This is a genomic window from Pseudalkalibacillus salsuginis (assembly GCF_021646685.1).
GTDB lineage: Bacteria > Bacillota > Bacilli > Bacillales > Fictibacillaceae > Pseudalkalibacillus > Pseudalkalibacillus salsuginis.
This window is the reverse complement of the sequence record NZ_JAKJHW010000003.1, coordinates 463,844-476,195: the sequence shown is the minus strand read 5'-3', so window position 1 is coordinate 476,195 and position 12,352 is coordinate 463,844. Positions and strand designations below refer to the sequence as shown.

Sequence of the window (12,352 nt, the reverse complement as noted above, 5' to 3'; positions counted from 1 at the left end):
ACAAACCAAACATCACACTTGGTACAAATATTTAATTTTTCATGAGTTTGAATTTGATATCTTTGGTATTTTTGTTGATTGCGCCTTCATCGTTATTGAAGATCTCCGACTTGTTTTCTTCTGTAGGTTCGATGTGGATATCAAACACATTTTCGCCATCAGTTAGATCAACCTCTCGGATCCAGGTCATATCGTGTTTGACAATAACCCGTTCACCATTGAGTGTGAGTACACCTTCTTTGATCGCATTTCCTCTCAAAATGACCTTGTCATCTGTTACAGATTGACCGTTGGCGTGTGAGGTGATGACGACAGGCTGATCGATCCAGCGGAGGATCGTATCCTTTACAACCATTTTATTATTCCCCTGGTTTTCAACGACCACCTTCATGTCTGTTCCAGGAGCACCATAACCATAATAACTGATGTCATCATCATTCGAGTCATAAGGTGTGTGATCAGCCAGACCTTCCTGATCCCAAGAATTCCCCTTCACATATTTGTAAGTCAATACTTCACCGACCTGCATATCTACTGTATATTCCCAATCAGGTGTTACTGCTCCATTACGGCTCATTTCCCAAGCACTTGTATTCCAACCGTTCAAGCTGTTCGGCATCGTAATTTTTGTATCCAGCGGAGTATAATCGGGTGCGTTCACCTTGAATGTGACTTCGACCATGACGATGTCTGGCTTTACGGCAACAGAATTGGAATCCACATAGTTTCCAAGACGATCATAAACACGTACCACATACGTATATTCCTTCCCGTTCTCCACACTCAAATCCCGATAGCTCGTCACTTCTGGATCCCAAATTTTATCGATCACTAATCCATCACGTACAATCGTAATCATATAAGGATCATCTGGGCTTTCTAAACTCCAATCCAAATTGACCTGGCCAGACTCCTGGACCGGTTCCTCTAAAAGAACTGCATCTACCGGCAGTGTTTCATCATCCGCTTTTGTAATCGTAACTGTCTGTGTATCAGAATACACCCAATACCGGCCAAGGTCTGTCGTAAACGCATAACGGTATTGATAGTCCCCGGTTTCTAATGGTAAAAATTCAGCAGAAAACGTATTCCCGCCATCCTTTTGACCTGAATATCCGGCATCCACACTTTCCCACTTATCAGAACCAGGAGAAAGTACTTGCAAGTCCGCCTCTAAACCTTCAACTAAGCCCTTAGACGAATGATTTCCAACTTTAATGGTCGCTTCCACTATTTTCGACTCAGCCAAATCCAGAACGGAAGGTTCAAGTTCCGTCATACCTTCAATCGAGTACGATCCCTCTGTCAACGGAATGTGCGGAATGACTTCCCCAGTAATGGTCTTTTCCGATTCATTCCCGTATCGATCGACCGCGACAACTGCAAAGTAATATTTCCGGCCATTATCCAGGTCATCGACTTTCACAGTGGTGTCCTCTGTCGTTTCCACCTTTTTATAAAGTGACCCTTCAATATTCGTCACATAGACATTGTATTTTCCTGCACTTTTTCCACTCCAAGAAAGGGTTGCTTCTCCAATGCCTTCCTCAGCTTTCAAATCTTTGACCGGTGAAGGTGCTTTAACATTCGTATTTTTTGCGACGAATATTTGACCGCTCATGGCTGGAATCGTCAATATTACTTTTCCATCCTTCACCCTCACAGCATTCTTATCTGATAGCTGATCTTTAAAATCAACGCCATTAAGAGCGAAATCCTTCACATCTAGTTCCACTGTTTTCTCTTCACTACCGCGGTTGATTGCCACAAGGCCATTCTTTTTATCCAAACTGCGACCGTAGACGAATATATCACCATCCGCATGAAGATTCTTCAAATCACCATAGGCAAAAAGGTCCTGATGTTGCGTTCGTATCTTTCCAAGCTTCTGATAGTGCTTGATCAGCTTGTCATTCTCTTCTCCCCATGGGTATGTCCGCCTATCATCCGGATCCTTAGAACCTGTAAGGCCAGCTTCATCCCCATAATAGACCGTTGGAGCCCCCGGATACCCGAACTGGAAGATCGCCGCCAGCTTCAGTCGTTTCAAACCAAGCTCATGGTCATAATTTTGATCCAGTTCCGCGCGTTCAGCATTTTCCGATCCATTTCCAAGTAAAAAAACCGCTCGGGCTGTATCATGTGAACCCATCAAGTTCATCAAGTTATAGAATGCTTCTTCCGGATAATCCTCCTGGATGGCGGTCAATTGCTCAGCAGCTCCTTCCGCATCCCCGTTTCGCAAATAATCGAGCATCGCCCCACGGAATCGGTAGTTCATTACTGAATCATAAAGATCGCCAAGAAAGTATTTGGAGGCATCATCCCAGATTTCTCCGAGAATCAATGGATCATCATTCGTCTTAGTTTTGGTCTCTTTGATCTCTGTACGGAATTCTCGCCAAAATTGTGGATCCACTTCGTTCGCTACATCCAATCGCCAACCGGACCCTCCGCGCTTCAACCATGATTTCGACACGGAATCCTCGTCATACATGATATAATCTGCAAATTCCTTATTGTTAAGTTCTGAATCATAAGGAACTTCCTCACCAGGAACCGAGGCGATTTCTGGTAAACTGTCAAATCCCCACCAAGCCTGGTAATCATAACGCTCATTCGGTGTACCTTCCTCTACCTTATTATTCTCTAGGTTGAACCAGTTGTGGAAACCATATTCGCTGAACACTTGTCCTTCTGCTAAAAAGTCTTTCTCAGCTTTGGCTATTGCATCACCCTTGGACATACCATGTTCATTCATATAATCATAGATTCTCGCCCAATACTCGTAAGCTCCTACTGTTTCATATTTTCCATACCGGTCAAAATAAATCGAGTCATCTCCGACATGGTTGAACACCCCATCCAATATGAGATGCATATCCCGTTTCTTCAATTCTTGGGTAAACTTCTTGAACTCCTTCGGTGAACCGAACATCGGGTCGACCGATTTGAAGTCTGTTGCATCATATTTGTGGTTGGAAGCAGCATGGGCCACAGGGTTGAGATAAATGGTGTTTACACCAAGTGACTGGATGTAATCAAGCTTTTTATGAATACCTTTTATATCTCCTCCAAAGAAATCATTGCTCCAGATCCCATCCCCTTCGTACCCTGAGGTGTTTTCAAGCCTTGGATTATCAGGGAGCTCACTCCATTCCTGTTGTTCGATCGGCTCGACACCACGCGCATTTTCTTTTGCATCATCATTTTCCAGGTTACCATTATAAAAACGGTCAGGGAAAATTTGATAAACAACCGCTTCTTTCATCCAATCAGGGGTTTTGTAATCCGGCTCGTATACTGTAAGCTGGAAGAAATCAAGCACGGAATCACCAGCACGCCCCGATTTTCCTTGTTTCGTGTCTTCTCCATATTCTTTGACTGCTTTACCATCTAAAGCGATAAATTTATAGCCATAGACGCCTTTTTCTTCAGGTTTGAACCTCGCTTCCCAAAATTCACGTTCTCCTTTTCCCTCGACGTCAGTCCATCCGATCTTATCCATTTTGATCAACTTGGAATTGCCAGTGGTTTGATTCTTTAAAAGAAGGTTTGCCCCTGACAAATCGCCTTTCTCTGCATGCAACCGTAGTTTTACTTCTTCACCCGATTTGATCGCACCGAATGGTTTACGGTAGACTTCATTCCACGTATCATGATATAGCTTGTCTCCATTTATGGTGCCATCCGGTCCTGAACCTGTGTTGCTTGTCGTCACTTCCTTTGTTTTGTGATTATAGTAGAACGTCACCTCTTGATCTTTTATTGTGTTCAATTTCGCGTTTTCGCCAGGGTACTCTTCGCCCCATTCTTTTCCAAGCACAACCTTGAACTCAAACTCACCCTTTGGAACATTTGCTGTATATTCGTAAATGTTATCGTAATTTTGATCTTCTAAAATGGCCGTCGATGTCTCTGGCGACCAGGCCTCACCTGCTCCGATAGCAGGTTGTAAGGATCCAGCTAACCTTGGTAACCGGTCCTCGGTCATCATCGTCGTTATATGTGTCTCGTCATTATAGACGAAGAGAACTTCCTTTTCCTCATCTAAGCTAAGATCCATGTTTTGACCACCCGCTTCACCGTTTTCACCGTAATTTTCATCCCAGCTTCCATTGATGGCGATTTTGAATTCATAATCGCCAGGCGGTAATGTCTTTTTCAAATAATATTTTCCATTCTCTGCATCCGTCATCTTTAAATCATCCGAGGCGGGGTTCCAGTATGTAGGGCTACCCTCATCCCCAAAACTACCGACTACACGAACAGTCCGTTCTTCGGTATCAGCTTTTGCCGGCTGCACACCAGAAAATAACTGCACCATCAATAGAAAAATCAAGAACAACAAGAAAGTCTTCGAACCTCGTATTCCCATACTAACACTCCTTTCAATCTTTGGATTAAAAACGTCACACTTGTTGTGAAAACGTTTGCACAAATATGTAAAAAGAATGGCTGCGATTGTTGAATACTCTTGTGCAACCGTTTTCATTCCATTATACAAAATATTCTAAATACTTTATATGGGACTTTTTTCATAAAAAAGAAACTTGGCAAAGTCGTACCATATGAATTCCACGAAAGCAATGCCTCTGTAGGATGCTTTGCTTTCAAGGTTCCAAGCTAGTGGACTTATACCAAGCTTCTAAACTTTTCCGCTATTTTACAACGATTGAGGGCTTCATAGTACAACTCCGTCATGTAATATCGGGTAAAACGTCCGTATAAGGGTCTTATAGGACAGATCAGACATGCCCTTATTTAGCAACAAACCTCGTCATTATCATTGTCGCAGCATGAATTTGTGCTTCCACAGCAAGAGTCATTGTTCTCTTCTTCTTGCTGTACTTCCTTAATTTCGACTCCACAACAATCTTTGTTTTTCTCTTGCCCTTTTCCTGATACCTTTTTGATCAATTGAATCATCATCTTCATCTCCTAAATCAATTTTTTTGATTATATAAAAAATTAGCAGGTGCACTGACATTCGTAATTTGTACGGCAATCGACAGGTGTTTTTGGCGTGATGAATCTCGTATACAATTCCTTAAACATGGACCAGACCGTATTTTTTTCATTAGTTTCAACCTTTGGTAAAGCTTTGTTCATTTGTTCTATACGATACTTTACTTCTGTTTCGATCGAGTAGAAATTCAGCATTTAAAGTCCTCCTTAAATCAAATTTTATTGATTAATTCTAGTATATTCTTCCGGTTTCAATTTCGCAACTATAAAATCAATTTTTTTTGATTTAATAATTGCATTTCTAATTTTCCCATAATATACTGAGATTAATCAAACATTTTTGATCGAGGTGATTGAACGTGAAGGAAATTGAACTTGTTGATGAATCCCTTCCTCGTACTTTCGAAAGATATGAAACGAAATTCAAAGCGATCGCTGATAAAAAAAGACTCCAGTTGATGTATCTACTCACTCAAAATGGTGAAATCTGTGTGTGTGACCTCGTTGATATGATGGGAATGCCACAGTCTAAGCTCTCCTACCATCTGAAGATCCTACTGGATGCCGGCCTCATCTCAAGAGAAACACGAGGGACTTGGAGTTATTACAAATTGAATCAAGACGAAGTGAATCACTTGTTATCAGCTGAGCTTTGCTGCTTATTCAGACCTTCTTGCTGATAGAAGGTTTTCTTTTTACCAAGTTAATCAATTTTTCTTGATTAATAAAACTTAATAAAAAAGGATGATCTGTATGTGGATGGAAATGTTGGAAAGCTTTTTGTGGATCGCATTGGAATTAACCGTTCTTTTCGTTGGAATATCATTTGTGATCAGCCTGCTCCAAGGGTATATCCCTTATGAAAAAATCGAAAAGAAGCTAATAGGTAAAAACAAACTGCTGGCTGCATTCTTCGCACTATTCTTTGCCTTCATCACACCTTTTTGCTCGTGCTCGACTATTCCTGTCGTCGTCAATATGCTTAAGAAAAGACTACCTTTCAGTATTGTGATGATTTTTCTATTTGCATCACCAGTCCTCGACCCTACAATACTAACCATCATGGGTGTCATACTCGGCTGGAAAGTGACCATCATCTATACCATTCTGACAGCGACCTTCTCCGTCATCATTGGTTTCACACTTAGCGCTCTAGGGTTTGAAAGAGCAATCAAAAACGTAGTGATGTCAGGGGATAATGAGAAGAATCAGAGGTTCAATTTCAAATTGGCGTTTCAGGAAACATGGGACCTTATGAAAAGTGTCTATCCCTATTTGCTACTTGGTGCAGCGATCGGAGCAATCATTCACGGAACAGTACCTACAGAATGGATTTCAAGCGCCTTCGGAAAAGATGCCTGGTGGCTCATCCCTTTAGCTGCCATCATCGGGGTTCCCCTTTATATTCGATTATCAAGCATGATTCCGATTTCTCAAATATTGATTGCAAAAGGGATGGCTCTTGGACCTGTGATGGCTATGATGATCAGTTCTGCAGGAGCAAGTCTCCCAGAGGTCATACTGTTGAAATCGATCTTTAAAAAGGAGCTCGTCATCACTTTCGTCCTCTCTGTTATCGTAATGTCGACAATCTCCGGCTTCGTGTTCTATCTGGTTTAATTTTGAAAAAGGTACTCAAGTCGGTCGTTTTACAAAATCGGCCAAGTGTCTTGCAATTTTGACGATTCGTTTTGCAAAATCAGCTAAGTATCTTGCAATTTTGGCGCTTCGTCTTGTAAAGAAAACTCGGGCTTTGCCAAGCGAAGGCTGAGCCTTAGCCGCAGTTCGTAAACTTACCCGCTACGTCGGTTAGCTACATCGCTGACTTTCTTAACGTACAAAAAAGACCGCTCTCTCATTGAGAGGCGGTCTTGATTACTAACAGCATTCATCCTGGCCAAGGAATACCAGGCCGGCTCCTTGAGGTGTTTGCTGGAAATCCACTGTTATACCCTCAGTCACTGAAACCATCCGTTCGTCGATGGATACACGGATTCCATTCAATTCCTTTACCTTATCATTCTCTTGAGGCTCATCCAGAGCCATTCCCAATTTGGGACCGCCTCAGCCCATGCCTGCAAAATAAATACGGATCCCATTTGCATCATGCTGATGGAGGATACCCTCGATGGCTTGCTTTGCACGATCTGTAATTTGCATCAATCTCTTCCTTCCAATTAAAACATTTCATGCCTTAGTCTAGAGTATTCCTGTACTATACTCAACCGTTACTGTCTACTTTTTAGGTGATGTCATTTCAATTGTAATCGGTTGTGGTTGTGGCGGTGCACAACATAGGGAAAGATCACGTGCGTCACCAGCCGATTCGAATTCAGAATCCTCTTTTGTATAAAAGATCTCCCAGGCATTGCCATCTGGATCATATACCCAGACTTTATCCTGGACCGCATAACAGCAAGTCGTATTCATTTCGTCGATTAAAAGCAATCCTGATTCACGAAGGCGTTCGCCCATTTTCAACACATCATCGGTATTGTTCACCTGGAAGCCCAGGTGGTTCAATACGCCTTCCTTTTTGAAATCGCGGATATTCAATGAAAAATGCAATGCTGGTTCTTCAAGCTCGAACTTCGCGTAGTTGTCCTTCACTTTCGTCGGTTCTGCCCCGAAAAAGCTTTTGTAAAACTCAATAGATTTTTCCAAATCACTGCAGTTCACAGCGACATGCATCCGATTGATCATGACGATTCTCCTTCCAATAACGAGTGATTATTTTCCTTCTTTCGCAAATCTATGGATCCGTTCACTGATTTCATCACGCACACGTTGGAAAAATGCCCACTTCTCTTCTTCTGTCCCTTCTGCTTTTGCAGGGTCGTCAAATCCCCAGTGGTCACGTTTTACATGTGGAGGCGTCATTGGGCATTTGTCATTTGCGTCTCCACATAGCGTAACGACAAAATCCGCTTTGTTCAACAATTCCGGATCAATGGTATCTGATGTTTGATCAGTGATATCGATGTCTACTTCTTTCATCGCTTTCACTGCATTCGGGTTCAAGCCATGTGCTTCTATCCCTGCTGAATAAACCTCATATTGATCCCCAAGATGTTTTTTTCCGAACCCTTCAGCCATCTGACTTCGGCATGAGTTCCCTGTACATAGAAAATAGATGATTGGTTTAGCCATTTTACTAACTCCTTTTAAAGGTTTTTAGGATATGATCAACAACCAGATGTAAAGTCCGGTCAGGGTAATGAACAATGTCGGTATGGTAAGGATGATACCGATTTTAAAATAATAGCCCCAGGAGATTTTGACCCCTTTCAACGAAAGAACATGAAGCCATAACAATGTGGCTAATGAACCGATCGGTGTGATTTTCGGTCCTAAATCAGATCCTATGACATTGGCATAAATCAATGCTTCACGTATTGTACCTGATGTCGTAGTGTCTTGAATGGCAAGGGCATCAATCATGACAGTCGGCATGTTATTCATAACCGATGAAAGAATCGCAGCAATGAACCCCATGGAAATGGTTGCAATGAACAAGCCTTGATCTGCGGATGCTTCAATGACAGCAGCCAATACATCCGTCAAACCTTCATTCCGTAGTCCGTAAACGACGACATACATACCGATCGAGAAAAAGACGATTGCCCAAGGTGCCCCTTTGACCACTTTCCTTGTTGCGACAGCCGGGCTTTTCTGCGCCATGAACAGGAAGAAGATGGCGACAACACCTGCAATGATCGACACTGGGATCCGGAAAAATTCACTGGCAAAATAGCCAATCAAGAGTATTGCCAGTACTAGCCAGGAAAGACGGAACATCTTATGATCCCTGATCGCTTCCACCGGTTTTTTCAGTTGACTCAAGTCATAATTGGATGGTATATCTTTTCTGAAATAAAGATACAAGACAAGGATACTTGCCCCGATGGCGAAAAAGTTCGGCACGATCATCCGGGAAGCATATTCGACAAATCCGATGTCAAACACATCCGCCGATACGATGTTCACCAGATTACTCACAATCAGCGGTAAGGATGTCGTATCTGCAATGAAACCACTGGCCATGATAAAAGGTAATATCATACGTTCTTTAAAGTTGAGCGCTCTTACCATCGCAAGGACGATCGGAGTCAAAATCAATGCTGCGCCATCATTAGCGAAGAATGCCGCTACAATTGAACCGAGGATCGTCACATAGACGAACATTTTCAGCCCGTTTCCTTGTGCAATCCTGGCCATATGCAGCGCCGACCATTCGAAAAAACCGATTTCATCTAGAATCAGGGAAATGATGATGATTGCGATGAAGGCAAGCGTTGCATTCCAAACGATATCAGTTACGGCTATTACGTCGCCGAAATCAACAACTCCGACGAGCAGTGCTAAAATGGCTCCCCCGCATGCTGACCAGCCGATCCCTAATCCTTTCGGCTGCCAAATGACGAGAATTAATGTAATGATAAATATGAATAATGCTAAAATGACCGATAACAATTCAAAACCTCCAATTTTCATATAGAAAACTTGGTGAAATCAAGCTTTAGTGTAAATTAAGCCTTAGTTGCCCTTATACTGAAGAAAGTTTATGTACTTCCTTCAATTGCATCGGATACGGAGCCCTGCTTTTTCTAGTGCCTCGAAATGATGGGCACCATTAGGGACATGTTTCAAAATTTCTTTAATCATAGAATAACCTTCAAACGCTTTGTTGATGGAATAAAAGATCCATTGTCCTCTTCGTTGTTCCTTTACCAACCCAGCATCCCGCAATTTTCTGAGGTGTTGGCTGATTGCTGGTTGGCTCATTTGCAAAATCTCGACGAATTCACATACACAACAGTCCTGCTCATTGACTAGAGCGATCATCGTGAGACGGGTTTTATCGCCTAACAATTTTAAAATTTGAGCAGCCCTCTCCGTTTCAAGCATCGTAGTTTCCATAGGGATTCACCTCCAACCCAAAATCATTATATAAGTATATACTTATATATGCAACAGTTAATTATTGAATTGCCTCATATTATGGTACATTAGGGATAGTATTTAACAAAGGTCCTTCCTAAATGAATGAGGTGCACGGATTTGAATCTCTTACTTGTCATGATCGGAGGATTTTTCGGTTCGATCAGCAGATACACGTTGGGTGAATGGTTATATATGGAGAACGGTTTTCCGATTGGCACTTTATCAGTCAATTTGATCGGTTGTCTCTTTCTTGGCTGGTTCACCGCATTCATCATGAAAAGAAAAAAGATAAGATTAGAAATCCCTCTACTGATCGGAACAGGTTTTACCGGTTCTTTCACCACATTTTCTACATTTTCTGTTGAGACTGTCCAACTAATCGAGCAGCAGATGATGTTGACAGCCATTACATATATACTGATCAGCGTATTTGCTGGTATCGGATTCGCGTACACCGGCTATAAGATAGCTGGCTACAAGAAAAAGAAAGTAGGTGGTCCCCAATGATCGCATTGATCGGAATTGGCGGAGCACTAGGGGCTGCCACAAGATACTGGATTGGTATGGCTATGCCCAAACACAGCATTATCAATGGAATCTGGATTGCTAACATCACTGGCTCTTTCATCCTCGGTATCCTTGCTGATCTTTTCTTGTCTCAACAACTGGCAGAATGGGCCTGGGCTTTTTTTGGTATCGGTTTTTGCGGGGCGTATACGACGTTTTCAACCTTCAGTGTTGAAGCTCTCGAAATGATACGAACACAGCAGTTAAGAAGCGCTGTCATCTATATCCTATCGTCTGTAATTATTAGTGTAACGTTTGCTGCCATCGGATTCTTCATGTAGGCTGTTAAATTGTAATATTGATTTTTGCAGGAAATTTTCTAATCGAAATTAACGACACTCCAGCAGTAACCGAGCCAGGCGAGACCCCGCAGCGCTTTAAGGACCTTCGACTAACAACCACCACATCCTGTTGTGAACGTCGAAGCCTTTTCCAGTGACCTACGTGACTAGACGGGCAGCTTCCCCTTTTCTTTCGCCAGCGGAAAGAGAGTGTTTGCATATATCAACAATGAACTATAAAAGAGACTTTATATTAAGAAGGTGACCTCAGGCCACCTTCTTTTATGGGTTATTTACTTTTTCTTAATCGTAAATTGATCTTCCAGCATCGTCCAATTTTCTGGGAATTCTTCTCCAAGAACCCAATAGGCAATGCCCCGTAGATTGTACTCTTTCACCAGATTGAACTTCGCTTGCATACTCTGTTCATTTTCAAACCAGACTTCATGTTTTTTCCCTTGGTCATCTGTATAGTTGAAATGCGGTGCTTGAGATTTGTTATCAAATTGGACTTCTACATTTTGCTTGATGGCTAGATCTGCAGCCTCTTTAGGTGATAAGCGTTTTGCAAATTTGCCTCCCTTTTCATAAGGTAAAGTCCAATCATAACCATAAAGCGGTGCTCCCATGACAACTTTCTCCGGTGGAATTTTTGATAAGGCATATTCGACTACTTCTCTCACTTGAGGAATTGGAGAAACCGCCATCGGAGGACCACCCGACCAACCCCATTCATACGTCATCAGAATGACAAAGTCCGCCAACTCTCCGTGACGTTTGTAATCATGAGCCCCATGCCAGGGACCTGCTTCCTCATCACTCTTTTTAGGAGCAAGGGCAGTAGAAACTGTGTAACCAGCCTTTTTTACCTGTGGAAAAATGGTTTCGAGAAATCCGTTGTACAGCTTGCGGTCTTTTTCACGGATATGCTCAAAATCAATGTTCAACGCTTCATATCCTTTTTCTTTCATCGTATTCAGGACGTTTTGGATCAGCGCTTTATTCGCTTTCTTGTCAGTAAAAATCGTATGAGCGACATCCGGGGAGAAATTTCCTTCCGTAAAATTTGTCAGCACCATCATCGGGGTACCGCCCGCCTTTTTCACTTCCGCAATCGCTGCCTCATCCTTGATAGGGGTAAGGCTGCCGTCAGCTTTGACCTGATAGCTGAAAAAAGCAACATTGGATAGATGATTCTCCACCTCTTTAACCTGATTAACAGCTCTATTAGGATCAATCGGTTCAAGGAATCCAATCGTTTCGATTTGCTTCTTCCCATGCTGGGTCTCTTTCGGATTGACTTTCTGGATTTTAGCCCCATTGGACTCAGGTTTCGGATGCGGATTCACTTCTGTCGTTTTCTGGCCCTCATTCGCTCCAGGATTATTATTGTTATTCCCTGCACAAGCCGTCAGGATCAGCGAAAACGAAAATAATACGATCAGCAATTTCTTCACATAGAACAACTCCTCTAACATTTCATGGTCATAGGTTTTGTAGCGGTTAGAAGAGTTATGCAAATAAAGAAAACTTGGCGCGGCCAAGCCTTGTGAATGTCGAGCCTTAGTTGCCCTTATATTGAAGAAAGTATT

The 12,352-nt window shown here is 42.3% G+C and carries 13 protein-coding genes; 4 read left to right on the top strand and 9 right to left on the bottom strand.

From position 1 onward, the window contains the following. Positions 1–31: 31 nt before the first annotated feature. From L1611_RS11530 to L1611_RS11520, 3 genes are all read right to left on the bottom strand, one after another. Positions 32–4,378 (bottom strand): alpha-amylase family glycosyl hydrolase, encoded by a 4,347-nt coding sequence (locus L1611_RS11530; protein WP_236313224.1) that lies wholly within the window; start codon positions 4,376–4,378, stop codon positions 32–34. 386 nt (positions 4,379–4,764) lie between these two features. Beyond that, positions 4,765–4,929, bottom strand: a complete 165-nt coding sequence (locus tag L1611_RS11525; RefSeq protein ID WP_236313223.1) for a hypothetical protein — start codon at positions 4,927–4,929, stop codon at positions 4,765–4,767. 42 nt (positions 4,930–4,971) lie between these two features. Beyond that, positions 4,972–5,163 (bottom strand): hypothetical protein, encoded by a 192-nt coding sequence (locus tag L1611_RS11520; RefSeq protein ID WP_236313222.1) that lies wholly within the window; start codon positions 5,161–5,163, stop codon positions 4,972–4,974. Positions 5,164–5,327: 164 nt separating this feature from the next. On the opposite strand from L1611_RS11520, the gene L1611_RS11515 reads away from it, so the two are divergent. Continuing rightward, a complete protein-coding gene (locus L1611_RS11515) occupies positions 5,328–5,648 on the top strand; it encodes an ArsR/SmtB family transcription factor (RefSeq protein WP_236313221.1) in 321 nt (106 codons plus the stop codon). Between the two features lie 73 nt (positions 5,649–5,721). Continuing rightward, entirely contained in the window at positions 5,722–6,588 is an 867-nt protein-coding gene (locus tag L1611_RS11510; RefSeq protein ID WP_236313220.1) for a permease, read from the top strand. A gap of 258 nt (positions 6,589–6,846) precedes the next feature. Here L1611_RS11510 and L1611_RS20945 read toward each other — a convergent pair whose 3' ends face one another. The 5 genes from L1611_RS20945 to L1611_RS11485 form a co-directional block, all read right to left on the bottom strand. Next, a complete protein-coding gene (locus tag L1611_RS20945; RefSeq protein ID WP_407681726.1) occupies positions 6,847–7,131 on the bottom strand; it encodes a HesB/IscA family protein in 285 nt (94 codons plus the stop codon). 72 nt (positions 7,132–7,203) lie between these two features. After that, positions 7,204–7,668, bottom strand: coding sequence for an ArsI/CadI family heavy metal resistance metalloenzyme (locus L1611_RS11500; RefSeq protein WP_407681728.1), 465 nt, complete (start codon positions 7,666–7,668; stop codon positions 7,204–7,206). Positions 7,669–7,698: 30 nt separating this feature from the next. Next, positions 7,699–8,118 carry an arsenate reductase (thioredoxin) gene (gene arsC / locus L1611_RS11495; RefSeq protein WP_225065919.1) on the bottom strand — a complete coding sequence of 140 codons (420 nt, stop codon included), beginning with the start codon at positions 8,116–8,118 and terminating at the stop codon, positions 7,699–7,701. A 24-nt stretch (positions 8,119–8,142) separates the two neighbouring features. Next, positions 8,143–9,441: an arsenic transporter gene (locus L1611_RS11490; RefSeq protein ID WP_322972545.1), complete on the bottom strand. Its 1,299-nt coding sequence runs from the start codon at positions 9,439–9,441 to the stop codon at positions 8,143–8,145. A 102-nt stretch (positions 9,442–9,543) separates the two neighbouring features. Beyond that, positions 9,544–9,888 (bottom strand): ArsR/SmtB family transcription factor, encoded by a 345-nt coding sequence (locus L1611_RS11485; protein WP_236313216.1) that lies wholly within the window; start codon positions 9,886–9,888, stop codon positions 9,544–9,546. A 141-nt stretch (positions 9,889–10,029) separates the two neighbouring features. Between L1611_RS11485 and crcB (L1611_RS11480) the strand changes: the two genes are divergently transcribed. Together crcB (L1611_RS11480) and crcB (L1611_RS11475) are read left to right on the top strand one after the other, a co-directional pair. Further along, complete coding sequence (gene crcB / locus L1611_RS11480; protein ID WP_236313215.1) at positions 10,030–10,419, top strand: fluoride efflux transporter CrcB; 390 nt, start codon at positions 10,030–10,032, stop codon at positions 10,417–10,419. Continuing rightward, positions 10,416–10,760, top strand: a complete 345-nt coding sequence (gene crcB, locus L1611_RS11475; RefSeq protein WP_236313214.1) for a fluoride efflux transporter CrcB — start codon at positions 10,416–10,418, stop codon at positions 10,758–10,760. Before crcB (L1611_RS11480) ends, crcB (L1611_RS11475) begins: the two co-directional genes overlap by 4 nt. A gap of 293 nt (positions 10,761–11,053) precedes the next feature. Here crcB (L1611_RS11475) and L1611_RS11470 read toward each other — a convergent pair whose 3' ends face one another. After that, positions 11,054–12,217 (bottom strand): glycosyl hydrolase family 18 protein, encoded by a 1,164-nt coding sequence (locus L1611_RS11470; protein WP_236313213.1) that lies wholly within the window; start codon positions 12,215–12,217, stop codon positions 11,054–11,056. Between the last annotated feature and the right edge of the window lie 135 nt (positions 12,218–12,352).

Excerpts from the sequence above, each read along its gene's own strand:
- L1611_RS11530 (WP_236313224.1), bottom strand. The coding sequence starts at position 4,378 with ATGGGAATACGAGGTTCGAAGACTTTCTTGTTGTTCTTGATTTTTCTA.
- L1611_RS11525 (WP_236313223.1), bottom strand. The coding sequence starts at position 4,929 with ATGATTCAATTGATCAAAAAGGTATCAGGAAAAGGGCAAGAGAAAAAC.
- L1611_RS11520 (WP_236313222.1), bottom strand. The coding sequence starts at position 5,163 with ATGCTGAATTTCTACTCGATCGAAACAGAAGTAAAGTATCGTATAGAA.
- L1611_RS11510 (WP_236313220.1), top strand. The coding sequence starts at position 5,722 with ATGTGGATGGAAATGTTGGAAAGCTTTTTGTGGATCGCATTGGAATTA.
- arsC (WP_225065919.1), bottom strand. The coding sequence starts at position 8,118 with ATGGCTAAACCAATCATCTATTTTCTATGTACAGGGAACTCATGCCGA.
- L1611_RS11485 (WP_236313216.1), bottom strand. The coding sequence starts at position 9,888 with ATGGAAACTACGATGCTTGAAACGGAGAGGGCTGCTCAAATTTTAAAA.
- crcB (WP_236313214.1), top strand. The coding sequence starts at position 10,416 with ATGATCGCATTGATCGGAATTGGCGGAGCACTAGGGGCTGCCACAAGA.